Here is a 23,899-nt window from a genome sequence, read left to right as displayed (position 1 = left end):
TGAGCTTGTTGTTTTTGTTGCAGCAGGTGCGTTTTGTGGTGGTTTCAATCGCGAGCAGGCTCGCTCCCACATGGGATTGCGTTGTACCTGTGGGAGCGAGCCTGCTCGCGATTGGCGTCACTAAATTCAGCCAATAACTCAAGGCGGGTCGGCAACCCTTCCATGTCCCCACGGCTTTGCACCGCGCGGCTGCCAATCCAGTTGGCGCGCTGCACGGCCTCGCTGATGGCGCGGCCTTCGAGCAACGCACTGATCAGACCGACGGCGAAGCCATCGCCGGCGCCCACGGTGTCCACCACCTGGGTGACTGGCACGCCAGGGATAACGCCCTGGTCCAGATGCGTGCGGTAATAGGCGCCGTCCGCGCCGAGCTTGATCACAACGATTTCGGCGCCTTGGTCCAGATAGAACGCGGCGATGTCGGCCGGGTCGTCGAAACCGGTCAGCAAGCGACCTTCGCCGAGCCCCGGCAGGACCCAGTGGGCGAGGGCGGCGAGGCGATTGATTTGCGCAATCATCGTCGACTCGCTGGTCCACAGGCTCGGCCTCAGGTTGGGGTCGAACGACAGGCTGCGGCCGGCCTCGCGCATGCGGGTCATCAGTTCAAAGGACATCTCGCGGGCCGTGACCGACAACGCCGGGACGATGCCGGTGGCGTGCAAGTGACGGGCTTCAAGCAGCGCTGGCGCGATGGAATCGATCGACAGATGACTGGCCGCCGAGCCACGACGGAAATACTCGACTTGCGGGTCGCTGCCATCGTCGGTACGCGACTTGAACTGAAAGCCGGTGGGGTGCGTTGGGTCGACCGTCACGTGACGACAATCCAGCCCTTCGTTTTCCAGGGTCTGCACGACGAAGCGTCCCAGGGAATCGGCGCCGACCCGGCTCAGCCACGCCACCTTGAAGCCCAGCCGTGACAGGCCGATGGCCACGTTGCTGTCGGCCCCGGCGATGCGCTTGTGGAACTGGTCGACGCAGGCCAGGTCACCGCGCTGGTCAGCCACCAGCATCGCCATGGTTTCGCCGAACGACAACACATCGAACTCAGGCATGGGCATGCTCCCGGCGCGATTGTCCGAGACGGGACAGCGTGGCGACATGTCCAGTGGTCAATTGCAGCAAGTCTTCGCCTTGTAGTGGGTATTCGGCGGCGCGCATTACACCGATGGGCATGTGCTTGAGCAGTTGCTCCCACAGGTGCAGGTCGGTCAGGGCCGGAGGTACGGCGACCAGTTTGCCGTCGGCGCGCTGGGCCACTGCCTTGCAATGCACGTAAGCCACATACCGTCCGAGCTGTCGGGCGGCGACGGCGGCCGATTGGTCCTGCCATTGCCAGTTGCCGATGTCGAAGGTCATGCCGACGGGTATTGCGTGCGCTTCTGCTGCGGTGAAGAAACGTTGCAACGGTTCGATCCGTCCGCCTTGCAAGGTCTGGTCGTTTTCCACCAGCAACTGCACCGGGCTTGCGCCGAGCACATCCGCCAGTGCCGACAGATCATGGGAGTCGGTGAAATGCCCGAGGGAGACTTTCAGCCATGCCGAGCCGAACGTCTCGGACCGTTGCAGGGTCAGCGCCAGGGCCGGGTTGGGCCTGGACTGCCCGGCGAGCCACAGCTCCAGTGGCGACGAGAAAACACTTTGCAGTCCCTGGGCGCGAGCGCGAGCGGCCAGCTCGGCGGGCTGTTCGGTGGTGAGCAATTCTTCGCGCCATTCGATGCGCGAGGCACCGGCTGCTGCCAGCAGATCGATGAAACTGCCTTGGCCTTGTTGCCGTACCAGGTCGGCGCCGTAGCTGGAAAGACTGATGGAGACGGGTGGGTTGTGCATTGTTCTTATACCTCTGAAACCGGTTTCAGTTTTGTGCAAAAAAAGTGGTGTGCTTCAGGGCCTCATCGCGAGCAAGCTCGCTCCCACAGGGGGTCCGCGTCGCGCTGGAAATCCCTGTGGGAGCGAGCTTGCTCGCGATAGGGCCCGGCCGATCACCGGGAAACCCCAAGCGTCGACCCACGCTCGATCAACCGCGCCGCAAAATCGAGGGTCCGCACTGGCCCGTTGTCGCCGCGCAAACGCTTGAGCAGACATTCGAATGCACTGGCGCCGATCTCCGCCGTCGGTTGGGCCAGGGCGGTGATGCCGCTGCCCACCAAGGGGTACCAATCCAGGTCGTCGAGGGCAATCAGGCCCACGTCGTCGAACAAGTGACAACCGAGCTCGCGCAACACCGTCGTGGCGGCCAGCGCGGCAATGCCATTGGCACAGAACAGCGCCTTGGGGCCTTGCCCCGGTTGGGCCAGGAAAGCCTTGATGCGCGCGCTCAATTGGTCGCAGGTTTCCACCACGGCGCCGGTCAGGGCAGGGCGTCGCATGATGCCAGCCTTGAAACTCTCGACCCGTTCGATTCGTGAACTGGTGCCATCGAACGGTTCGGTCACCAGCAACAGATCGCGGTAGCCCCGTTGTTCGAGGTGATCGAGGGCCATCTCGACGGCCTTTGGGTTGTCCAGCCCGACCAGGTCGCTGTCGAGGCGATCGACCTTGCGATCCACCAGCACCAGGGGCATTTCGCTGCGCAGTTCAAACAGTTCGTCGCGGTGATGCCCCAGGGTGTTCACGATCAACCCTTCGATGTTGTAGGCGCGCAACAGCGCCAGGTGCTGGCGCTCCTGCTCGTCATCACGGTCGGTGTTGCACACCACCAGGCTGTAGCCATGGCGACGACAGGCGGTTTCCACGCCATGCATCACGGCGATCGAATAGGGGTTGCGGATATCGGCCACCAGCATGCCGATCAGGCGTGTGCGCCCGCGCTTGAGGCCGCGGGCCATCTGGTTCGGCCGGTAGCCCAGCTCGCTGATGGCTTGCTCGATACGCTTGGCAATGGCCTCGGAGAGCAGGGCGCGGTCCTCGCCGATGAAACGCGAGACACTGGCCTTGGAGACCCCGGCGCGTTCGGCGACGTCAAGCATGGTCACGCGGTTGCGCTGGGCGGCGGAGAAAGAAGTCACGGATTGAAACCTGCTTATTGGAGTTATTAGCGGTTCTGAAACCGGTTTCAGGAAACACCAGAACCCAATCGGACGTCAAGGGCGACGTGTCAGAGGCACGACCGACGGTGGTTCACTTCAGCCGGACAATGGCGACGCTCAAGGCAGGTCGGCAGGCCGAAGTAACAGAACAGGCCCTCCAGGCGATTTGCGGCGCGCAAGGCCGTGTGGTTAGCTGCCTGCCTTCCCCAACCCCTTTGACGACCGAAGCCTCCATGAACTTTTCCCAGCCTCGCGTGAGATTGCTGTCGATACTGAGTGTGACCTTGTTGGTGGTGGGCTGTGCGTCCTACACCCTGTTCCGCCACAGCGGCGCGCCGGCCGATGAAGGTTTCGCCGCCGAGCAACTGAACGAAGGGGGCATGGAAGACATCGGCACGCTGGCACCGCCCGAGGTGGAGAAACGCCTCAATTATTTGATTCAGGACGCCGGTGAAAGCCTCAGGTCCCTGGAGTTGGTCAGTGATGTGCAACTGAGCCTGACCGTCGAGCCGACCGGGCCCGCCGACGAGCAGCCGTTGCAGTACGAGCCGCTGTTTGTCCCGTTCACCAGCGCGCAACTGAAAACCGAACTGGCGTCGATCCAGGGCCTGCGTTTTGCCCAGCGGTTATTCGCCGACGGTTCCGAAGTGAGGCTCGACACCAGCAGCCTCGATCCGCTCTGGAAGCGCGCCGCCACGCCGGATGAGCCGGCGACCGAGCAGTACATGCCCCAGCGCCTTCGGTTTCGCGATGGCAGCGAAAAATTCTTCGCCGATCTCAAGGCGCCGCCCAAGGTCGAGTCCGACGACATGATCGCGTCCCATGATGCCTTTGCACTTGCGGTCAACAAACCTCTGGCGAGTCTCGGCCTGACGGTCGCTTACCGCAGCTATCCGGCGTTCAGGAAAGTGGTGCTGGACAAGGATCACCCGAAAGTGACCCTGGACGACGGTCAATCCTTCCAGCTCACTGCCCTGGGTGATGGCAGCGCCTCTGTGCGCTTGAGTACGCCGAAAATGTCGACCTTCGTGGTGCAGGGGCTGGACGACGCGGGCAAGGCGCTCTATAGCAACGGCAATAACTCCCGGGCGTTTCCCTCCGACAGCGATATCGCGGCGTTGCATGACTATTACAAAGCGCTGCTGCAGACCAAGGACGATCTCAAGCAACTCAAGACCGGCCAGGCGGTGCAACAGCAGTTGGAACGCCTGACCCAGGCGCTGACCGCTCAGGTGGGGCCGTTGAAAAACACCGAGGTCGACTATCAATTCGAGGCCACCCCGCAACGCATCGTCATTCATGTGCTCGATCCGATGGAAGACAACACCGTTGAGTTCACCCAGGTCGACAACGTCCTGGCGGAGCAGGCGCATTACATCGCTCTGGACCGGAAAGCCGAGCGCTACGGCTTCATCGACCAGGCCGGCCAGTGGTTGATCAAGCCCCGTTGGGTGCAGGTGCAAGATAGCCAGGTGGCCGATACCTACACGTTGTTTTCCCCGGAAAAGTCCAGCGACCCGGACTCGGACTGGCAGGCATTGCGCAGCCAGCTCGCCTATTTTCCTGCCGGCAGCAACAAGCTCGTGGACCTGCCGTTCGAAAACATCGCCGAGGCGTTGAGCAATGGCCTGCTGTTGGTGGAGCGTGAAACCAACGGCCCTTATGGACTTTACGATGCCAAGGGGCATCGTTTCGTATTGCCGATGAAATTCGTCAACCCCACCGTGACGGGCAACGTATTCATCGCCCGTCTCGGCAAACGAACCGATGTCATGGAAGGCCTCTACGGCGCCTATACCCTGGACGGCAAGGAAATCCTGCCGGCGCAGTTCTCAGGCATCGAGCACAGCGAGGGTTTGCTCTACGCCAGCTCTGCCGACCGGAGTCGCCAGGATGTTTTCGACCTGGACGGTAAACGGATCAACCTGCAGGGTGACAACGTGATTGGCCGGTTTGTCGGGCAGCAACCGCTGTTGGTGCAGGACGCTAAAAGCAGGAAGTTTGCTTTTATTAATCGCCAGGGGACGCGGTTGCCCATCAAGTTACCGTATGACGAGGTGGAACCGTTTTCCAACGGCATGGCGGTGGTCGGGCGCGATGGCAGCTATGGCGCCATCGACCTGGCGGGCACCTTACGAGTCCCGCTGGAGTACAGCCAGCTCAACGCGTTCCAGACTCGGTACGCAGCAGCCATTCGGGCCGGTGGCGGTTCCGGGCTGGTCCTGATCAGTCAAAACAACAAACTGATCAAGGAGCTGGGTGCCTACACCAGCCTGAAGGTGCCAGATAACGGCAATGAGGCCCGTTATTACGTGAGGGACCCGAATGATAGTGACGCGTACCTGGCCTATGACGCTGACGGCAATCTCGTGAAGAAAGAGCAATAGCGGCAACTACGCTGAACCCGTGGCGAGGGAGCTTGCTCCCGCTGGCCTGTAGGAGCGGTGTAGGAACTGTGTAGGAGCTGTCGAGCGAAGCGAGGCTGCGATCTTTTCCCAGTCACTTGAGTCTCAAGCGAAAGATCAAAAGATCGCAGCCTCGCTTCGCTCGGCAGCTCCTACAGTTGAGCGGGAGCAAGCTCCCTCGCCACGGGGTGCCTTTGGATCAGGGGTGGCTGATGCCACAGGAGCGTGTTCGTGTCCGGATCTCAGAGCTGGCTTACATAGGTCCCCGACCCCTTGAGGATGTTCTGCAACGTCAGTTCCACTTCCGCCAGGTCCGCCGCATCGGTGTCGTGGATGATCTCCAGCACGTCGTCGCCATTGAGCGCATCGGCATCCGCCGGGGCAATTTCAATCAGCAAGCGGGTAGGGCTGAGCGTGACTTTCACGCCGTCCAGTGTCGAAGGCTCGCCATCGAGGGTGATTTCCAGTTCGTCTTCGTCGGGGTAGCGGGTCATCAGGAACATTTCGCCCTGGGCGCTGTGGCAGCAGAGCATGGCCATGTTGTCTTCTTCGTCGTCGCACGGGTTGGCGATCAGCAGAGTGGTGGTCATTTGCATGGTGATGGCTCCTGGCTCGATGAGCCGAAAAAAGTGGATTTTGCCAGCCTGGAGGACTTTGCGCTGGATTACCGCAATCGGGCTGCGATTTCACACTGCCAGGTGCCGTTTCGCGCCTGGGCTGCTAGGGTTGTTCGATGAACTCGGGCCGGTTTAGCTTGCCGATGACCGAATATGTCGCAGCGCTGCAAGCAGGCACATTGTCGCACTCGTTAAGCTGCGCAACGGATGTGCACCTGCAAAGGCCACCCTGGAGTGGTTTTTGCAGGTGTCCATGACATGAAATTACATGGAAAAGGATGTGACCTGCCGGTCCTGTCCAGCTTCATCCACCTGTCATCCTGTTTCCTCTGCCCGAGAATCAGGAACGGGATGGCCGACAGCCCCGCAGGGGTTGCACGCGACGCTTCAATCAATAACAAGCCCAAGCGGAGTACCACAGATGGCGTTCTTCACCGCAGCCAGCAAAGCCGACTTCCAGCAACAACTGCAAGCGGCACTGGCGCAGCACATCAGTGAACAGGCACTGCCACAAGTGGCGCTGTTCGCTGAACAATTCTTCGGCATTATTTCCCTCGATGAACTTACCCAGCGCCGGTTGTCCGACCTTGCCGGCTGCACCCTGTCTGCTTGGCGCCTGCTTGAGCGCTTCGACCACACGCAACCGCAGGTGCGCGTCTACAACCCTGATTACGAACGCCACGGCTGGCAGTCGACCCACACGGCAGTGGAAGTGCTGCACCACGACCTGCCATTCCTGGTGGACTCGGTCCGCACCGAGCTGAACCGTCGCGGCTACAGCATCCATACCCTGCAAACCACCGTGCTGAGCGTGCGTCGCGGCAGCAAGGGCGAGTTGCTGGAAATCCTGCCAAAAGGCACCCAGGGCGACGGCATCCTGCAAGAGTCGTTGATGTACCTGGAGATCGACCGCTGCGCCAACGCCGCCGAACTCAACGTCCTGAGCAAGGAACTTGAGCAAGTGCTAGGCGAAGTGCGCGTGGCCGTGGCCGACTTCGAACCGATGAAAGCCAAGGTCCAGGAAATCCTCGACAGCCTGGACAGCAGCGCCTACGCCATCGACGCTGATGAAAAGAGTGAGATCAAGAGCTTCCTGGAATGGCTGGTGGGTAACCACTTCACCTTCCTGGGCTACGAAGAGTTCGTGGTTCGCGATGAGGCCGATGGTGGCCACATCGAGTACAACCCCGATTCGTTCCTGGGCCTGACCAAATTGCTGCGCGCCGGCCTGACCGCCGAAGACCTGCGCATCGAAGACTACGCCGTCAATTACCTGCGCGAACCGACGCCGCTGTCGTTCGCCAAGGCCGCGCACCCGAGCCGCGTACACCGTCCGGCCTACCCGGACTACGTGTCGATCCGTGAAATCGACGCCGACGGCAAGGTCATCAAGGAATGCCGCTTCATGGGCCTGTACACCTCTTCGGTGTATGGCGAGAGCGTGCGGGTCATCCCGTACATCCGCCGCAAGGTCGCGGAAATCGAGCGTCGCTCGGGCTTCCAGGCCAAGGCGCACCTGGGCAAGGAACTGGCCCAGGTGGTCGAAGTGCTGCCCCGCGACGACCTGTTCCAGACCCCGGTGGACGAGCTGTTCAGCACCGTCATGTCCATCGTGCAGATCCAGGAGCGCAACAAGATCCGCGTGTTCCTGCGCAAAGACCCGTATGGCCGTTTCTGCTACTGCCTGGCCTACGTGCCACGTGACATCTACTCCACCGAAGTGCGCCAGAAGATCCAGCAAGTGCTGATGGATCGCCTGAAGGCCTCGGACTGCGAGTTCTGGACCTTCTTCTCCGAATCCGTGTTGGCCCGCGTGCAGTTGATCCTGCGAGTGGACCCGAAGAACCGTCTCGACATCGATCCGGTCTTGCTGGAAAAAGAAGTCGTGCAGGCCTGCCGCAGCTGGAAGGACGACTACGCCAGCCTGGTCGTCGAAAGCTTCGGCGAAGCCCAGGGCACCAACGTGCTGTCGGATTTCCCGAAAGGCTTCCCGGCCGGCTACCGCGAGCGCTTTGCCGCGCACTCGGCCGTGGTCGACATGCAGCACCTGCTGAGCCTGAACGAAAAAAATCCGCTGGTCATGAGCTTCTACCAGCCGCTGGGCCAGGTCTCCGGCCAGCGTGAGCTGCACTGCAAGCTGTATCATGCCGATACGCCGCTGGCGCTGTCCGACGTGCTGCCGATCCTGGAAAACCTCGGCCTGCGCGTGCTGGGCGAGTTCCCGTACCGTCTGCGCCACACCAATGGCCGCGAGTTCTGGATTCATGATTTCGCGTTCACTGCCGCCGAAGGCCTGGACCTCGACATCCAGCAGCTCAACGACACCTTGCAGGACGCCTTCGTCCACATCGTGCGTGGCGATGCCGAGAACGATGCGTTCAACCGCCTGGTGCTGACCGCCGGCCTGCCATGGCGCGACGTGGCGCTGCTGCGTGCCTATGCCCGTTACCTGAAGCAGATCCGCCTGGGCTTCGACCTGGGTTACATCGCCAGCACCCTGAACAACCACACCGATATCGCTCGCGAGTTGACCCGGTTGTTCAAGACCCGCTTCTACCTGGCGCGCAAACTCACTGGCGATGACCTGGAAGACAAGCAGCTGCGCCTGGAGCAAGCGATTCTCTCGGCCCTGGACGACGTCCAGGTGCTCAACGAAGACCGCATCCTGCGTCGCTACCTGGACCTGATCAAGGCCACTCTGCGGACCAACTTCTACCAGACCGACGCCAACGGCCAGAACAAGTCCTACTTCAGCTTCAAGTTCAACCCGCACCTGATCCCGGAACTGCCGAAACCGGTACCCAAGTTCGAGATCTTCGTCTACTCGCCACGGGTCGAAGGCGTGCACCTGCGCTTCGGCAACGTTGCCCGCGGCGGCCTGCGCTGGTCCGACCGTGAAGAAGACTACCGCACCGAAGTGCTGGGCCTGGTAAAAGCCCAGCAAGTGAAGAACTCGGTGATCGTGCCGGTGGGCGCCAAGGGTGGTTTCCTGCCACGTCGCCTGCCGTTGGGCGGCAGCCGGGACGAGATCGCGGCCGAGGGCATCGCCTGCTACCGCATCTTCATCTCGGGCCTGTTGGACATCACCGACAACCTGAAGGACGGCGCGCTGGTACCACCGGCCAACGTCGTGCGTCATGACGACGATGACCCGTACCTGGTGGTGGCGGCGGACAAGGGCACCGCGACCTTCTCCGACATCGCCAACGGCATCGCCATCGACTATGGCTTCTGGCTGGGCGATGCGTTCGCCTCCGGCGGTTCGGCTGGCTACGACCACAAGAAAATGGGCATCACCGCCAAGGGCGCGTGGGTCGGCGTGCAGCGCCACTTCCGCGAGCGCGGCATCAATGTCCAGGAAGACAGCATCACCGTGGTGGGCGTCGGCGACATGGCCGGCGACGTGTTCGGCAACGGCTTGTTGATGTCCGACAAGCTGCAACTGGTCGCGGCCTTCAACCACCTGCACATCTTCATCGACCCGAACCCGGAGCCGGCCAGCAGCTTTGCCGAGCGCCAGCGCCTGTTCGACCTGCCGCGTTCGGCCTGGAGCGACTACGACGCCAGCATCATGTCCGAAGGCGGCGGTATCTTCTCGCGCAGCGCGAAAAGCATCGCCATCTCGCCACAGATGAAAGAACGCTTCGACATCAAGGCCGACAAGCTGACCCCGACCGAGCTGCTCAATGCCTTGCTCAAGGCGCCGGTGGACCTGTTGTGGAACGGCGGTATCGGCACCTACGTCAAGGCCAGCACTGAAAGCCACGCCGATGTCGGCGACAAGGCCAACGATGCACTGCGCGTGAACGGCAACGAGCTGCGCTGCAAGGTCGTGGGCGAGGGCGGTAACCTGGGCATGACCCAACTGGGTCGCGTCGAGTTCGGCCTCAATGGCGGCGGTTCCAACACCGACTTCATCGACAACGCGGGCGGCGTGGACTGCTCCGACCACGAAGTGAACATCAAGATCCTGCTCAACGAAGTGGTGCAGGCCGGCGACATGACCGACAAGCAACGCAACCAGTTGCTGGCGAGCATGACCGACGAAGTCGGTAGCCTGGTGTTGGGCAACAACTACAAGCAGACCCAGGCCCTGTCCCTGGCGGCGCGTCGTGCCTTCGTGCGGATCGCCGAATACAAGCGCCTGATGAACGATCTGGAAGGCCGCGGCAAGCTGGATCGTGCCATCGAGTTCCTGCCGGCTGAAGAGGCGATCAACGAGCGCGTCGCGGCGGGCCATGGCCTGACCCGTGCCGAACTGTCGGTGCTGATCTCCTACAGCAAGATCGACCTCAAGGAAGCGCTGCTCAACTCCCTGGTACCGGACGATGATTACCTGACCCGTGACATGGAGACGGCTTTCCCGCCGACGCTGGTGAGCCAGTTCTCCGAGGCCATGCGTCGCCATCGCCTCAAGCGCGAGATCGTCAGCACCCAGATCGCCAACGACCTGGTCAACCACATGGGCATCACCTTCGTTCAGCGGCTCAAGGAGTCTACGGGCATGAGCCCGGCGAACGTGGCGGGTGCGTATGTCATCGTTCGGGATATCTTCCACCTCCCGCACTGGTTCCGTCAGATCGAAGCCCTGGACCACCAGGTCTCGGCCGACGTGCAACTGGAGCTGATGGACGAGTTGATGCGCCTGGGTCGTCGCGCCACGCGCTGGTTCCTGCGCAGCCGCCGCAACGAGCAGAACGCTGCCCGTGACGTCGCGCACTTCGGTCCGCACCTGGCCGCGTTGGGCCTCAAGCTCGACGAACTGCTGGAAGGTCCGACCCGCGAAGGCTGGCAGACCCGCTACCAGGCCTACGTGGCCGCCGGTGTGCCGGAACTGCTGGCGCGCATGGTTGCCGGCACCACGCACCTGTACACCTTGTTGCCGATCATCGAGGCGGCCGACGTCACCGGTCAGAACGCCGCCGATGTGGCCAAGGCCTACTTCGCCGTGGGCAGCGCCCTGGACATCACCTGGTACCTGCAACAGATCAGCGCACTGCCGGTGGAAAACAACTGGCAGGCACTGGCCCGTGAAGCGTTCCGTGATGATGTCGACTGGCAACAGCGGGCGATCACCATCTCGGTCCTGCAAGAGGGCGATGGCGCCCAGGACGTGGAAACTCGCCTGGCACTGTGGCTGGAGCAGCACCACGAAATGGTCGAGCGCTGGCGTGCCATGCTGGTGGACATCCGTGCCGCCAGCGGTACCGACTACGCCATGTACGCGGTCGCCAACCGCGAGCTGTTGGACGTGGCAATGAGCGGTCAGGCGGTCGTTACGGCCAACTGATCCGGCGTTGAATGAAAAAGCCCCGCATCGAGAGATGCGGGGCTTTTTTTTTTAGATTCGTTGTGAGTCCCTGTGGGAGCGAGCTTGCTCGCGATGGCGGTGTATCAGTCAAGTTCAATGTCGCTGACCCACCGCTATCGCGAGCAAGCTGAACTGGCCTAATAATTCCGGACACCTCTTAAGGGCGATATGATTTCGCCAATTTGGAGGTTCCATGAAAGAAAGAAGAGTCTTTTCCCGCGAGTTCAAACATCGTGCGGCCAGCATGGTGATTGATGACAACTGTTCAGTACAGGAAGTCTGCGCGTCGCTGGACATCAGTGCTACCGCGTTACGACGGTGGGTGGACCAGGTTCGCAAGGAACAAAAAGGTCAGCCAGTTCAAGGCACCAAGGCCATTACTGAGGATCAACGGCAGATTCAGGATCTGAAAGCCAAGATCAAACGCATGGAAATGGAAGCCGAAATCTTAAAAAAGGCTACCGCTCTCTTGATGTCGGATCCCGATCGTTTTCGATGATCGCGGAGCTAAGAGAGTCATTCCCGACCGCCATCCTGTGTCGCGTTTTCGATGTGAAGCGCAGCAGCTTTTACGAATGGCTACAGCGGCTCTCGCGGCCTAAGATCGAGCGCGAAGAACTCAAGGGGAAGGTGGTTGAACTGCACAGCGAAAGCCGGGAAGCCATGGGGTCCAGAACGATCAGCAAGCATCTGAAGGCCCAAAACATAGCGGTCGGCAGAAGCCTTGTTAGAACACTGATGAGGGAAGCCAACATTGTCAGTAAACAACGCCAGCCTCATCCATTCAGGTCCAAAGGAGTTGAAGCATTTGTCGCACCCAATCTGCTCAAGCGTAATTTCAAGCCGACCGTGGTCAATCAGGTCTGGTGTGGCGACGTTACAAGCTTGATGGTGGGTAAACGCTGGGTTCATCTGGCCATCGTGATCGACTTGTTTGCTCGCCGGGTCATTGGTTGGGCATTTTCGCTGGTCAATGACGCCAACCTGGTCAGCAAGGCGTTACGCATGGCGATAGAGCTTCGAACATGCCCACCTGGATTGATGTTTCATTCGGATCAGGGCTGTCAGTACACCAGCCGCAAGTTTCAAGAAGAGTTGATGCGCAATGGCATTTTGCAAAGCATGAGTCATCGCGGGCAGTGCTGGGACAATGCTCCAACAGAACGTTTTTTCGGCACCCTGAAGTCAGAATGGGTCCCTCGCAACGGTTACAGCACGAGCGAGGAAGCACAAACCGATATGGTGCGCTTCTTCATGTACTACAACCGCACCAGGCTCCACAGCTACAACGACTACCTATCGCCAATAGCCATGGAGCAAAAAGCAGCATAAACACCGTAACTGGTGTCCGGATTTACTTGACCAGTTCAAGCTCGCTCCCACAGGGGGACAGCTATGTCGTGGCGGTTAGTTTTTCAGCGGTATCAAAACCGCCTCATCCTCACCCATCACCATGAACACCAGCAGTTTCGCCGGCTGGCTCGCGCTGGCGTTTTTCGACACCAGGTGCTCGGACCCCGCCGCTTCATACCAGAACTCTCCAGCCTTGTAGGTCTTCGCCGGCTCACCCTTGACCTGGGAAGTGATGGCGCCTTCCAGTACGTAGGCCATCGCTGTGCCCTCATGCTTATGGGCAATGGACGCTTGGCCGGGTGCATAGTTGACGGTCAGCATCATGGTTTTTTTACCTGGAACGTTTTTCAGCAATTGCTCCTGCAGCACCGTGACCTTTTCCGAAGGCGCGGCTTCGTGGGCGTAGGTCTGGGTCATGGGCAGCAGGCTCAGGGCGGCGATCAGACAGAGTGTTTTCATGAAGGTATGGCCTGTGTGGTTTCGAGTGATTTCGCGCTGTCGCGGCGATGGATTCACCCTAAGCCCCACGGTGGGGCAAGCAAACGTCCAATCTTTCGGAAGGTGGATAGACCAATACCGCGATCCATCCAGTTTGAAAGGTAACCCTCTGTAGGAGCTGCCGAAGGCTGCGATCTTTTGATCTTTCGCTTGAGACTCAATTGGATTGGGCAAGATCGCAGCCTCGTTGCACTCGGCAGCTCCTACAGCCGCGGGGTGTCAGCTGTTGAAGTCGACGCTTCGGGCCAGGCGGTTGTCGATCAGGCTGATGAAGCCTTGCACTTCCGGGCAGTTGAAGTGGGCTTGCATGGCCGCTTCCGACTGCCAGCGGGCGCTGACGCTCCAGCGGTCGCCATCCTCCGGGCAACGGTCGACCAGGTAGGCATCGCAGCCCGGCTGGGCACGCAGGGTCTCGACGATTTGCTGCAATTGCCGGCCCAGTTCTTCCGAGCGACCGGCGGCGGCTTGCACCTGTACGGTATTGATCACTTGGCGAGACATTGTTCAGGCTCCTGAATCAAGTCGCAGGGGGTTGCTCAATATCAATGACACCCGTGCAGGATAGGCCCGCCGGGGCAAGGCTCAAACAGCCAATGGGCGGATAAATGCCCAGTCCAATCCCTCAGGCCACTTGTTGCAGAATGTCGCGCAAGCGGTCCAGGGCGATGTCGATGTCCAGGGTTTCGATCGCGCCGAAACCAAAGAACAGGCCCGGCCGCACCGGGGCCTCGTTGAAAAAGCCATCAAGTCTGTAGAGCCCGACTTCGGCTTTCTTCGCCAGCTCGATCACCAGCGCCAGGTCCATGGGGACCTTGCACAACACCGCCATATGAAAGCCCGCGGTGGTGGGCACGGCCTCGAACCAGGGCGACAAGTCCCCGGCCATGCGCGCCAGGATTCGCTCGCGACGACCGGCATACAGGGTGTGGCAGCGGCGGATGTGCTTGAGCAGGCAGCCCTCGGCGATGAACTTCGCCAGCGCCCACTGGGGCAGGGTGGAGGTGTGCTGGTCGGTGAGGCGCTTGGCCAGGATCACCGCTTCAAGAATCGCTGGCGGCAGGATCGCATAGCCGAGCCGCAGTTCCGGCAACAGGGTCTTGGAGAAGGTGCCGACGTACGCCACGATCCCGCGCTCATCCAGGCTCTGCAACGAATCGGCGGGCCGGCCTTCGTAGCGGAATTCGCTGTCGTAGTCGTCTTCGATGATGATCGCCCCCAGCTCATAGGCCCGCACCAGCAAGGCCTCGCGGCGAGCCTGGCTCATGGGCATGCCCAAGGGAAACTGGTGGGAGGGCGTCACATAAATCAACCGCGTGCCGTCGGGGATCAGGTCGACCCGCATGCCTTGCTCGTCCACTGGCACCCCGGCCACCGTGGCGCCCTGGGAGCCGAACAGCAACCGCGCCGGCGGATAGCCCGGGTCTTCCATGGCCACCAGGCTGCCGGGACGGGTCAACACCCGCGAGATCAGGTCCAGGGCCTGCTGCGCGCCGTTGCACACCACCACGTCTTCATCCTGGCAATTGACCCCGCGGGAAAACGCGATGTGCCGGGCAATGGCATTGCGCAGCGACGGCAGGCCTTCGGGCTGGCTGTAGAAGCCCTTGGCACTGGCGATCTGGCGCAGAGCGTGGGCCGTGCAGCGCCGCCAGTCGTCCAGCGGAAACTGGCCCTTGCCGGTGGCGCCACCGATGAAGTCGTAGCGCAACGCCCCTTCGAGGGTGGGATGGCGCATCAGGTCGGGCATGGTGCGCCAGGCCTCGACGACATCGGCACCGGCCAGCTCGCGGTGGCTCTGCTTGCGTACGATCCTGGCCGGCCGCGCGTTGACGTAGGTGCCTTTGCCGATGATACCGGTGAGGAAGTTTTCGTAGGTCAGTTGGGCGTAGGTGTCGGAGACGGTCTTGCGCGAGACCCCCAGTTGTTCGGCCAGCAGGCGGCTGGGCGGCAGTTGCGTGCCGGCCGCCAGGCGACCGCTTTCGATGGCGCTGCGCAATTGTTGATACAACTGGCTCGACAGGTCCTTGCGGCCGTTGATGACAACATGAAGTTCCATACCCGCAAGCTCCTGGGCGATTGTTGGCGGCCAGCGTCAAAGGCGCAAGATTACCCGCATTGTGCGACTGCATAGAAGTTGCGTGGGGAAAATCCCGCCCATTGGACTTGCCTCCGGGTTTTTCGCCGAATTGGACCTGTCATTGACCGGTCCCTGGGCCTACCGTGAAGGTCTCGAATGCCACGGAGCCCGCCATGAGCCCGCGTCTGGATTACTACACTGCATCGCCTGGGGCGATGAAAGCCATGATCGGCCTGGAAGCCCTGACCAGTCGTCTGAGTATCGAAGCGGCGTTGCTGCACCTGATCAAGATCCGCGCTTCACAACTCAATGGCTGTGCCTTCTGCACCGACATGCACTCGGTGGAGGCACGGCGCCAGGGCGAGACCGAGCGACGGCTCTACGCGGTGGCGGTGTGGCGCGACAGCGGTTTTTTCACGGCCCGCGAACGCGCTGCCCTGGCCTGGACCGAGGCGGTGACGCTGTTGGCTGAGAGCCAGGTGCCGGACGACGTCTATGCCCAGGCCCGGGCCTGCTTCAGTGAGGAGGAACTGGTGGACCTGACCCTGGCGATCAGCACCATCAACAGCTGGAACCGGCTAGCGGTGAGTTTTCGCCAGAGTCCGGGTGGCTGAATTTTTAGTTGTTTAGCGCCTGGCAGGCCGCTATCGCGAGCAAGCTCGCTCCCACAGGGGGGCTTGAGGTGTTCATGAGTTTTGCATGCACCGCAGGCCTATGGTGGGAGCGAGCTTGCTCGCGATAGCGGTGGGGAGGTGGGTTACAGCCACCGGGGCGTGGTGAAGAACGAGGCCATTTCCGAGCGGGCCAGGGCGGCGCCGAAGTAGGGGCCTTGGACATGGTCGCAGGCCACGTTGCGCAGTTGGCTGAATTGCCGGGCGTTTTCGATGCCTTCGGCGGTGACCATCAGCCCTACACTGCGGCTCAAGCGGATCATCGCCAGGACGCCTTCCTTGTCATCCTCCAGACCCAGCTGCGTCAGGATGTTGCGATCGAAGCGGATGCCATCGAACGGCTGGTCCAGTACCTCGCGCAGGGAGGCGATGCTGGTGCCGAACTTGTCGATGTTGATCCGCACGCCGAGTTCCTTGAGCGCATGGAGGGTGCAAGCGACGGTCTTGTGGTCGGCCAGCAGGACCCCTTCGGCCACTTCCAGGGTCAGCCGGTGGGGCTCAAGGCCGCTCGTTTCGAGGGCCTCTTGCACTTGGTTGAGCAGGAAGCTGCTGTTGAACCACCGGGGTGAAACCGCGATGGAAACACTGACGGCGCTCGGCCAGGTGGCAGCCTCTTCACAGACGTTGATCAGCATCCAGGTGCCCAGCTCTTCAAGCTGGCCCGAGGTTTCGGCCACCGGTATGAAGTCGGCCCCACCCAGTTCACCTTTCTCGGGGTGGTGCCAGAAGGTCTGGGCTTCGAAACCGTGCAGTTGCTCGGCGCTCACGTCGAAGCGAGGCAAGTAGCGCAGTTCCAATTGATCCCGTTGCATGGCGTCGCGCAGTTGCTGTTCGTATTGCCGCCGGTCGCGGGCCAGGTTGCCCATGGCTTCCACATACACGCGCCAGGTGTTGCGGCCGGCTGCCTTGGCCGCATACAAGGCGATGTCGGCGTGGCGCAACAGTTCATCGGCACGTTCGTCGCCGGGCTGCGCCCAGGCAACGCCGATGCTCACCCCCAGGTACAGGGTATTGCCGTCCAGGTGCATGGGCCGTTGCATGCAATCGATCAGCCGTTCACAGAGTTGATCGAGATCGCCGGCATCGCCCGGGTCGGGCATGACAATGACAAACTCATCACCGCCCAGGCGGGCCACCAGATCGGTGCCGCGCACGTTTTGTTGGAGAATATGCGCCACTTCCTTGAGCACTTTATCGCCGACGGCATGCCCGAGGGAGTCGTTGACCGGCTTGAAACGGTCCATGTCCAGGTTCAGCAGCGCGAGGGGCGGACGATCGGCTCGGCCCAGGTGTTCGCGCAGGCAATCGAACAAGCGGTTGCGGTTGGCCAGCCCGGTCAGTGGATCATGCAGGGACAGGTGCTTGATCTGGGCCAGTGCCCGTAATTCGTCGGTGATGTCAGTGGCCGTGCCGCGAAAACCCAGGGTGCCAGCTTCGATGGCCCGCACCGAGAGTTTGCAGGTGCGGATGCGCTGGTTGCGCGCGGTGTACTCGCACAGCAGCGGCGCCGAGGAGAGACTGTTGGCACCGCCGAGCAGCCATTGGGCAATCGAGATCGAGCCACCATGGGGGTGAAGCAGCCGGTGCAGAGGTTTGCCCAGCCACTCCGTGGGACTGAAGCCGGTCACTTGTTCGAAGCGTTCCGACAGATAGGTCAGGGTGCCGGTCGAATCGACCTCCCACAACCAGTCGGAGGACACTTCGGCAATGTCGCGGAAACGTTCTTCACTGCGCTCCAACGCCTTGCGGTGGGCCAGCAGGCTGGCGTACTGGCGTTCCTGGGCGCGGAGCATGGCCAAGGCATGGCGCAGAACGGCCAGGGCCAGAACCCCAAGCACCAGTAACGCCACGGCCAGCAACGGCAGGAGGAATTTGCGCAGATCCTGGCCCGGGGTCTGCGGCCGCCAGGCCAAGGCTTCCAGGGTCAGGTTGTCGAGCAGCAGTTGGGCGGTATCGGCTGGGCCCGGGGTCCTGGCGATATGGGCATCGGGCAGGGCGAAGTCCCGCGCCAGGTTTTCCAGGGCTCCGGGATCAAGGGCCTTGACGAAGAGCATCACGCTGGGCGGGCCGGGGATTTCGGGCACGCTGGTGTCCGTGCCGATGGTAATGACGGACGCAGCGACAAACGCAGGGGCGTCCTCGTGATGCAGCATCTCGACGACCACTTCGTCGTGATTTTCCGCGGCGTTGGCTTTTTTCAACAGCGCTCGCAAGTCGCCGGTCAGCCAGGTGTCGGCATCGACCTCACTCATTTGGCCGTCGATCACCGAATAGACGGTCTGGCCGGTCGGCGAAATGACAAACACCGCCTGGTAGCCATAGAGCGAATACACGCTGCTGCCGACGTTTTCCTGGTCATAGGCCCATTCCTTGTCGACGCTGACATGCAGGTGCCGGTAGGCGTCGCTCCACTTGGAATAATCGCTCAGGTCCCGTCCGATACCTTTGCGGATCCCCTCGACGGCCCGCTGGGCGAAAAACAGGCTCTGTTCGCGGGCACGGCGGTCCTGGGCGCCGGTGATGTTGAGCAGCACGGCGATCGCCAGTGCAGACATGACAAACAGCAGGAGCATGATGGCCGGAAAAGTGCGACGGGTGAAACTTCGGGTTGGCGAACCCGGGGAAAGGACAGTTGAGTCATTGCCAGCAATTTCAATCATAAAAATAAGTCATCAGCCAAAAAGCGATTTCACCCGCACCTGTCTTATATCGGCTGGTGAGCTGATTTACTTAGTCGTGATCACACAGGAACTGGCGGATATGGGGGCTTGCGTCACGTGCGGGCCTTGAAGCGCAACGTCCATTCGAGGGCGAAGTCCCGCTGGCGTAGGTAACTGACCCCGGCGGCGGCCAGCAGGGTCATGAACGCGGCCAGCGCCGCCAGGGCCATGTCTTTTTGTGAATCCCACGGGTCCTGCTGGGCGCCGACAAAGGCCTTGGCGGTATCGCCCCCGATGTAGGCGCCGCCCAGCCATTCGATGATTTCGTAAATCGCCGACGACGCAAGAATCAGGCTCCAGGCCAGGAAATAACCCCTGAACCCCGTTGCTGGCGCAACCCGTAGCAAGGCCTCGCGTAGCGGATAGGCCAGCAGCAGGCCGTAGCTGAAATGCACCAGTCGGTCGAACTGGTTGCGCTGGAAACCCATGAATTGATCAAGCGACTGCCCCCCCGTCAGGGCCTGCCACCACTGGTTGTAAGGCACCTTGGCATAGGTGTAATGGGCGCCGACTTCATGGATGCAAAGGAAGACGAACAACAGCGTGGCAGACAGTCGGGAAAAGCTGAATTGCCGATGAACGGTCACCATGACCACCAATAACGCGATGACCAGCAGGTTCTCCGCCAGCCAGTCGCTGCGCTTTATCGGCGCAATGGCCAGCCACCCCCACACCACGCAGAAAGCCAGGAGTAGGGACCGTTCATAGCGACGATGCAGCTCAACGGTTGGCATCGCGTCGTGCCTCACTCTTTATCCGTGCACTGGCCCGGCAGCAGGGCGCGCAAGCTATCGACGGTCATGCTCATGCCTGTCCCTCGTTTCAGGCCGCCGTCGCTTGGTGCGACGTGCAGCGGTTGACGTTCATACAGGACTTGACCAGTGCACGCCGTCCAAGGTTTCGTTTTTTTCAACGCCAAGGCGCTGTGGCGCAGGCGCTATGTACGAGCTGTGTAGGAGCTGTCGAGCGAAGCGAGGCTGCGATCTTTCCCCAGACACTTGAGTCTCAAGCGAAAGATCAAAAGATCGCAGCCTCGCTTCGCTCGACAGCTCCTACAGACCAGCCGCGTGTGGCGGCCGTTGGCGTCGCTGGGTGGCCTGGGCCAGCTTGCCCACCAGGCGGATGGCGGTGGCGGCGCAGATCAGGCCGAAGGGCAGCACATACCAGGCGCTCATGGGGATTCGTTTGAAATTGGAATAGGCAAAGATCGCCGCCAGCACCCACATGCCGGTGACATGCAGGCGCTTCCAGGCCTTGAAACCGATCAGGCGGGTGGTGCTTTTGAACGAGGTCAGCGCGAGCAGCAGGATGAACACGTAGCCCACGGTGCCGGGCACGTTGCCAAGGGTGGTGCGGCCGGGCCAGAACTCGGGATTGAGCTGGCCGTAGCTGTAGATCAGCACGGCATGGACCAGATGGGAAAACGCAAAGGCCAGCCCGATGAAGCGCCGTTCGCGCACCAGGGACCGGCTCAGGGGCGAGGGCACCAGCACCGCGAATGCCGAGGCGGTGAAGGCCAGCAGGAACAAGATAAAAGACGAGCGCGCCGTGGCGCGAATGGCACTGCGCACGCCTTCGGTCAGGTCCGGGTTGAGCACCAGGATCAATCCGGTCATCAACAGCACCAGGGCGGCGAGCAGGCTGAACAGCGACCAGCCCTGATAACGAAAGGGGGATGCAGTTGCGATAGGCATGTAAAGGCTCCTTGGATGGTGAAACCCGGTCGTGACAGCAGCCGGGAACACGGGGGAGTCTTTCAAGCAGGTGTAAGCGGGGTGTGTCCGCAACGCAGGACTGTGCAAGTTTGTGTATGCCGATTATCTGCCGACACACTGGCATACAAACCCGCATCCAAATCCAACCCCCAACCCCCAACCCTTGTGGGAGCGAGCTTGCTCGCGATGGCGTCAGGTCAGTTGAACAGGTGCTGGCATATACACCGCTATCGCGAGCAAGCTCGCTCCCACAGTTGGATTGGGGTACGGCTGGAGAGTAGGCCGGCTGTCAGGCCGCCTCGCGAGCAAGCTTTGCTCCCACAGGTCCTGCTCAAACAGATCTGATGGGTGTACGACCGGGAGAGCCAGGTCGGCTACTAGGCCGCCTCGCGGTGGACGTTGATCTCGGGCGCCCCGTTAACCACGCTGGCCGAACGCAGGCATTGTGCAGTGGGTATCCCGGCATGGATGCCGGGATAGCCGCGCTGGGCCATGGATGGCCCTTCGCGGCGGCCCACGGAGCAATGCCTTCGTTCGGGCATGCCGAGCCTAGGCGAGGCACCGAGTGGTGGGGCAAGAGCGTTTTGCTTACTTTTGACTGGGCCGGCTCCCGGGCTTCTCAAAAGTGAGCCGCCGTCAGGGCGGAACTCTAAGTGGCCGTTACCGCAGAAATGGATATGTACCCAGTCAACAACCCCCGGGCCAACTGTCAGGCCGCCATCGCGAGCAAGCTCGCTCCCACAGAGGCTGTGTCAGCTTGCGAATGCCAGGCGCAACTCGGCGCACAAGCCGCCGCCGTCGCGGTTGCTCAGGGTCAGTGAGCCGCCCATGGCGATCGCCAGTTGCTGGGCGATGGCCAAGCCCAGGCCGGTGCCGCCGGTTTCCCGGTTGCGCGAGCTTTCCACCCGGTAAAACGGCTTGAGCACCTCGGCCAGTTCCTGCTCGTTGATCCCGGGGCCGCGGTCCAGTACCTGGATCGCCAATTGCCCGCTGTCGGCCAGTTGCACATGGATCTGCGCCGCGCCACCGAACTTCAGGGCGTTGTCCACCAGGTTGACCAGCACCCGCCGCAGGGCATGGGGACGGGTGTCGATGACCGCCGCGTTTTTCCCGGTCAATTGCACGTCCTTGCCCGTGTCCTGGTAGTCGAACGCCAGGCTGTCGAGGAACGCATCCAGGCTGATCCGGCAACTGGCCTCGGTGGCGCCGTGGATGCTGCGGGCATAGGCCACGCCTTCACGCACCAGGTGCTCCATTTCACTCAAGTCGCTCCACAGCTTGTCTTTCTCGATCCCCTCGTCCATGAATTCAGCGCGCAGCTTCATGCGCGTGATGGGGGTCTGCAAGTCGTGGGAAATCGCCGCCAGCAACTGCATGCGCTCCTTGAGATAGGCAGCGATGCGGTCCTGCATTGCGTTGAACGCTTTGGCGGCATGCACTACTTCGGTCGGGCCTTTCTCGTCCAGGCGCACGCTGTGGGCGTTAGGATCGAGGGTTTCCACCGCCTCGGCCAGTCGGGTCAATGGGCCGACGGCGAGGCGCACGGCCAGCCAGGTGCAGCCGATCAACAGCGCCAACTGCCCCAGCAACACCATCGGCAGCCAGGGGGAGAGGGGCATCATCGCCGGGCGTACGTCGATGGTCAGCGGGTTGCCGTCCGCCAGGCGCAGGTACGCCTGATAGTGCATTTTCGGCCCGGGAATCTGTTTGAAGGTCAGGCCATAGGCCTGGCCGATGGCTTCCTGGATCGAACTGACCGAGATCGGCGCGTCGGCCAGATCCATCGGTTGGCCGGCCTGGCCTTCGTCGAGCAGATAGCCATAGTTGCGTCGGGCGAGTTTCGGCAACCAGGCCTGGCGCTCGGCGGCAGGCAGGCGGTCGAGAATGGCGACGGAGGTCGAAACGTCGGTTTCCAGGTTGCCGAGCATGGTCGACTTGGCGCTTTGGTAGCGCTCGTAGTACTGGACGCCGAAGGACAGCCCCTGGGCCAGGATCAGGCCGATCAGGAAGATCAGCGATAGCCTCGAGGCTAGCGTACGCGGCCAGCGCAACGACAGGCTCATACCGAGGCCTCGAGGATCTCCACCGGCAGCGAGAACACATAGCCTTCGCTGCGCACGGTCTTGATGTAGGCCGGCTCCCGCGCGTCGTCCAGCAGGCGCTGGCGCAGGCGGCTGACCAGCAAATCGATGGAGCGATCGAACAAGTCGGCGTCCCGGCCCTGGGTCAGGTTAAGCAACTGGTCGCGGTTGAGCACCCGTTGCGGATGGTCGAGGAATACCCGCAACAAACGATATTCGGCGCCGCTCAAGGCAACCATGGTGCCGTCGGTGTCCAGCAGGTGGCGGGCGGTGGTGTCCAGGCGCCAGCGCCCGAACGCCAGCAGGCGACCGCTTTCGGTGACCACCAGGTTGGGCGGCAGCATGCGGGTGCGGCGCAGCACGGCATTGATACGGGCCAGCAGCTCACGGGCGGCGAAGGGCTTGACCAGGTAATCGTCGGCGCCCATTTCCAGGCCGATGATGCGATCGGTTTCGTCGTTGCGCGCGGTGAGCATCAGCACCGGCGTGGCCTTGTGCTTGCCGGCACGCAGCTCCCGGCACAGCACCAGGCCGTCATCGCCGGGCATCATGATGTCCAGCACGATCAGGTCCACCGGGGTGGTTTCCAGGAAGGCGCGCATTTGCCGGCCATCGGCAACGACAGTGGTGCGCAGGCCGTTCTTTTTCAGGTAGTTGCCAACCAGTTCTCTGATCTCGCGATCGTCATCCACTATCAACACATGATCGACATGATCCATGGTGTCCAGCTCCTCGGCGTTTCGTTGTGAGCAGTCTACAGGCGCCGGCCGGCCGGGCTCGCGGCGGTTTGTATTGCAGTGTATCTGGCGCGCGACGGATACACAGCGATGCAAAAAGCCACCTGGCTCGATACAGGCGCGATACCTGCGCGGCATTCAATGGCACCCATCGAGGCGACACAACAGGCCTCGGCAGATAAACCCATTGAATCGAGGAATCGCCATGAACAGCAAAGCCATCTACGCCGCCTGCCTTTTCGCCGCACTGAACATTTGCACGCTGTCGGCCCGGGCCGAAAGCAACGTGCCGGCGCAAACCTACACCTACGGCACCCACCTGGACGTCCAGAAGGTGCTGTCCCTTAGCGAAGACGCCGAGCCGACCTGCGGCGTGGTCAACGCCCACATGACCTACCTGGATTCGGCAGGCCACAAGCAGGCGTTGGACTATCGCAAGTTTTCCGACAACTGCAGCAACCAGAACTGACCTGCTTTTGTGGCGAGCGAGCTTGCTCCCGCTGGGGCGTAGGAACTGTGTAGGAACTGTGTAGGAGCTGTGTAGGAGCTGACGAGTGCAACGAGGCTGCGATCTTTCCCCAGGCACTTGAGTCTCAAGCGAAAGATCAAAAGATCGCAGCCTTCGGCAGCTCCTACACAAGCCCAGCGGGAGCAAGCTCCCTCGCCACAGGGTCTATGTCAGCTT

Annotated in this window: 19 protein-coding genes; 6 read left to right on the top strand and 13 right to left on the bottom strand. The window is 61.6% G+C overall.

Annotation, left to right across the window (positions count from 1 at the left end; genetic code table 11):
- Positions 1-44: 44 nt before the first annotated feature.
- From QMK47_RS16670 to QMK47_RS16660, 3 genes are all read right to left on the bottom strand, one after another.
- Positions 45-1,055: a sugar kinase gene (locus tag QMK47_RS16670; RefSeq protein ID WP_320388786.1), complete on the bottom strand. Its 1,011-nt coding sequence runs from the start codon at positions 1,053-1,055 to the stop codon at positions 45-47.
- A complete protein-coding gene (locus QMK47_RS16665) occupies positions 1,048-1,830 on the bottom strand; it encodes a sugar phosphate isomerase/epimerase family protein (RefSeq protein WP_253475548.1) in 783 nt (260 codons plus the stop codon). Before QMK47_RS16665 ends, QMK47_RS16670 begins: the two co-directional genes overlap by 8 nt.
- A 152-nt stretch (positions 1,831-1,982) precedes the next feature.
- Positions 1,983-3,008 carry a LacI family DNA-binding transcriptional regulator gene (locus QMK47_RS16660; protein ID WP_320388785.1) on the bottom strand — a complete coding sequence of 342 codons (1,026 nt, stop codon included), beginning with the start codon at positions 3,006-3,008 and terminating at the stop codon, positions 1,983-1,985.
- A 254-nt stretch (positions 3,009-3,262) separates the two neighbouring features.
- Here QMK47_RS16660 and QMK47_RS16655 point away from each other — a divergent pair, with 254 nt between their 5' ends.
- The gene (locus QMK47_RS16655) at positions 3,263-5,416 is read left to right on the top strand and encodes a WG repeat-containing protein (RefSeq protein WP_320388783.1); all 2,154 of its coding nucleotides are present in this window, start codon (positions 3,263-3,265) and stop codon (positions 5,414-5,416) included.
- A 260-nt stretch (positions 5,417-5,676) separates the two neighbouring features.
- Here QMK47_RS16655 and QMK47_RS16650 read toward each other — a convergent pair whose 3' ends face one another.
- Positions 5,677-6,030 carry a hypothetical protein gene (locus tag QMK47_RS16650; RefSeq protein WP_320388781.1) on the bottom strand — a complete coding sequence of 118 codons (354 nt, stop codon included), beginning with the start codon at positions 6,028-6,030 and terminating at the stop codon, positions 5,677-5,679.
- A 442-nt stretch (positions 6,031-6,472) separates the two neighbouring features.
- Between QMK47_RS16650 and QMK47_RS16645 the strand changes: the two genes are divergently transcribed.
- From QMK47_RS16645 to QMK47_RS16635, 3 genes are all read left to right on the top strand, one after another.
- A complete protein-coding gene (locus QMK47_RS16645; protein WP_253475538.1) occupies positions 6,473-11,341 on the top strand; it encodes an NAD-glutamate dehydrogenase in 4,869 nt (1,622 codons plus the stop codon).
- 214 nt (positions 11,342-11,555) lie between these two features.
- A complete protein-coding gene (locus QMK47_RS16640) occupies positions 11,556-11,861 on the top strand; it encodes a transposase (RefSeq protein WP_038858942.1) in 306 nt (101 codons plus the stop codon).
- On the top strand, positions 11,858-12,694 hold the full coding sequence (locus QMK47_RS16635; protein WP_253470111.1) for an IS3 family transposase: 837 nt from the start codon (positions 11,858-11,860) through the stop codon (positions 12,692-12,694). Before QMK47_RS16640 ends, QMK47_RS16635 begins: the two co-directional genes overlap by 4 nt.
- Positions 12,695-12,769: 75 nt before the next feature.
- On the opposite strand, the gene QMK47_RS16630 is transcribed toward QMK47_RS16635, so the two are convergent.
- The 3 genes from QMK47_RS16630 to QMK47_RS16620 form a co-directional block, all read right to left on the bottom strand.
- Positions 12,770-13,174, bottom strand: a complete 405-nt coding sequence (locus QMK47_RS16630; RefSeq protein ID WP_053179384.1) for a cupin domain-containing protein — start codon at positions 13,172-13,174, stop codon at positions 12,770-12,772.
- A gap of 258 nt (positions 13,175-13,432) precedes the next feature.
- A complete protein-coding gene (locus QMK47_RS16625; protein ID WP_053179386.1) occupies positions 13,433-13,714 on the bottom strand; it encodes an antibiotic biosynthesis monooxygenase family protein in 282 nt (93 codons plus the stop codon).
- 121 nt (positions 13,715-13,835) lie between these two features.
- Entirely contained in the window at positions 13,836-15,269 is a 1,434-nt protein-coding gene (locus tag QMK47_RS16620; RefSeq protein WP_258688312.1) for a PLP-dependent aminotransferase family protein, read from the bottom strand.
- Between the two features lie 194 nt (positions 15,270-15,463).
- On the opposite strand from QMK47_RS16620, the gene QMK47_RS16615 reads away from it, so the two are divergent.
- Entirely contained in the window at positions 15,464-15,904 is a 441-nt protein-coding gene (locus tag QMK47_RS16615) for a carboxymuconolactone decarboxylase family protein (protein WP_253475529.1), read from the top strand.
- Between the two features lie 143 nt (positions 15,905-16,047).
- Here the strand turns inward: QMK47_RS16615 and QMK47_RS16610 are convergent, their stop codons facing one another.
- The 6 genes from QMK47_RS16610 to QMK47_RS16585 form a co-directional block, all read right to left on the bottom strand.
- Positions 16,048-18,621: an EAL domain-containing protein gene (locus QMK47_RS16610; protein ID WP_253475527.1), complete on the bottom strand. Its 2,574-nt coding sequence runs from the start codon at positions 18,619-18,621 to the stop codon at positions 16,048-16,050.
- A 113-nt stretch (positions 18,622-18,734) separates the two neighbouring features.
- Positions 18,735-19,415 (bottom strand): DUF2238 domain-containing protein, encoded by a 681-nt coding sequence (locus tag QMK47_RS16605; RefSeq protein WP_320388779.1) that lies wholly within the window; start codon positions 19,413-19,415, stop codon positions 18,735-18,737.
- A gap of 318 nt (positions 19,416-19,733) precedes the next feature.
- The gene (locus QMK47_RS16600; protein ID WP_320388777.1) at positions 19,734-20,375 is read right to left on the bottom strand and encodes a ferric reductase-like transmembrane domain-containing protein; all 642 of its coding nucleotides are present in this window, start codon (positions 20,373-20,375) and stop codon (positions 19,734-19,736) included.
- A 398-nt stretch (positions 20,376-20,773) separates the two neighbouring features.
- Complete coding sequence (locus QMK47_RS16595; RefSeq protein WP_320390561.1) at positions 20,774-20,914, bottom strand: hypothetical protein; 141 nt, start codon at positions 20,912-20,914, stop codon at positions 20,774-20,776.
- A gap of 234 nt (positions 20,915-21,148) precedes the next feature.
- Complete coding sequence (locus QMK47_RS16590) at positions 21,149-22,459, bottom strand: ATP-binding protein (protein WP_320388776.1); 1,311 nt, start codon at positions 22,457-22,459, stop codon at positions 21,149-21,151.
- Positions 22,456-23,196 (bottom strand): response regulator, encoded by a 741-nt coding sequence (locus QMK47_RS16585; RefSeq protein ID WP_003202589.1) that lies wholly within the window; start codon positions 23,194-23,196, stop codon positions 22,456-22,458. Before QMK47_RS16585 ends, QMK47_RS16590 begins: the two co-directional genes overlap by 4 nt.
- A 223-nt stretch (positions 23,197-23,419) precedes the next feature.
- On the opposite strand from QMK47_RS16585, the gene QMK47_RS16580 reads away from it, so the two are divergent.
- Positions 23,420-23,683, top strand: coding sequence for a DUF2790 domain-containing protein (locus tag QMK47_RS16580; protein WP_258688301.1), 264 nt, complete (start codon positions 23,420-23,422; stop codon positions 23,681-23,683).
- The last annotated feature ends 216 nt before the right edge of the window (positions 23,684-23,899 follow it).

The organism is Pseudomonas sp. P9_35 (assembly GCF_034008205.1).
Taxonomy (GTDB): Bacteria; Pseudomonadota; Gammaproteobacteria; order Pseudomonadales; family Pseudomonadaceae; genus Aquipseudomonas; species Aquipseudomonas kilonensis.
The sequence above is the reverse complement of the archived record's forward strand: the minus strand, read 5'-3'. Positions and strand labels throughout refer to the sequence as shown.

Excerpts from the sequence above, each read along its gene's own strand:
- QMK47_RS16645 (WP_253475538.1), top strand. The coding sequence starts at position 6,473 with ATGGCGTTCTTCACCGCAGCCAGCAAAGCCGACTTCCAGCAACAACTG.
- QMK47_RS16600 (WP_320388777.1), bottom strand. The coding sequence starts at position 20,375 with ATGCCTATCGCAACTGCATCCCCCTTTCGTTATCAGGGCTGGTCGCTG.
- QMK47_RS16640 (WP_038858942.1), top strand. The coding sequence starts at position 11,556 with ATGAAAGAAAGAAGAGTCTTTTCCCGCGAGTTCAAACATCGTGCGGCC.
- QMK47_RS16610 (WP_253475527.1), bottom strand. The coding sequence starts at position 18,621 with ATGATTGAAATTGCTGGCAATGACTCAACTGTCCTTTCCCCGGGTTCG.
- QMK47_RS16620 (WP_258688312.1), bottom strand. The coding sequence starts at position 15,269 with ATGGAACTTCATGTTGTCATCAACGGCCGCAAGGACCTGTCGAGCCAG.
- QMK47_RS16630 (WP_053179384.1), bottom strand. The coding sequence starts at position 13,174 with ATGAAAACACTCTGTCTGATCGCCGCCCTGAGCCTGCTGCCCATGACC.
- QMK47_RS16580 (WP_258688301.1), top strand. The coding sequence starts at position 23,420 with ATGAACAGCAAAGCCATCTACGCCGCCTGCCTTTTCGCCGCACTGAAC.
- QMK47_RS16585 (WP_003202589.1), bottom strand. The coding sequence starts at position 23,196 with ATGGATCATGTCGATCATGTGTTGATAGTGGATGACGATCGCGAGATC.
- QMK47_RS16655 (WP_320388783.1), top strand. The coding sequence starts at position 3,263 with ATGAACTTTTCCCAGCCTCGCGTGAGATTGCTGTCGATACTGAGTGTG.
- QMK47_RS16665 (WP_253475548.1), bottom strand. The coding sequence starts at position 1,830 with ATGCACAACCCACCCGTCTCCATCAGTCTTTCCAGCTACGGCGCCGAC.
- QMK47_RS16605 (WP_320388779.1), bottom strand. The coding sequence starts at position 19,415 with ATGCCAACCGTTGAGCTGCATCGTCGCTATGAACGGTCCCTACTCCTG.
- QMK47_RS16590 (WP_320388776.1), bottom strand. The coding sequence starts at position 22,459 with ATGAGCCTGTCGTTGCGCTGGCCGCGTACGCTAGCCTCGAGGCTATCG.
- QMK47_RS16670 (WP_320388786.1), bottom strand. The coding sequence starts at position 1,055 with ATGCCTGAGTTCGATGTGTTGTCGTTCGGCGAAACCATGGCGATGCTG.
- QMK47_RS16615 (WP_253475529.1), top strand. The coding sequence starts at position 15,464 with ATGAGCCCGCGTCTGGATTACTACACTGCATCGCCTGGGGCGATGAAA.
- QMK47_RS16625 (WP_053179386.1), bottom strand. The coding sequence starts at position 13,714 with ATGTCTCGCCAAGTGATCAATACCGTACAGGTGCAAGCCGCCGCCGGT.
- QMK47_RS16650 (WP_320388781.1), bottom strand. The coding sequence starts at position 6,030 with ATGCAAATGACCACCACTCTGCTGATCGCCAACCCGTGCGACGACGAA.
- QMK47_RS16635 (WP_253470111.1), top strand. The coding sequence starts at position 11,858 with ATGATCGCGGAGCTAAGAGAGTCATTCCCGACCGCCATCCTGTGTCGC.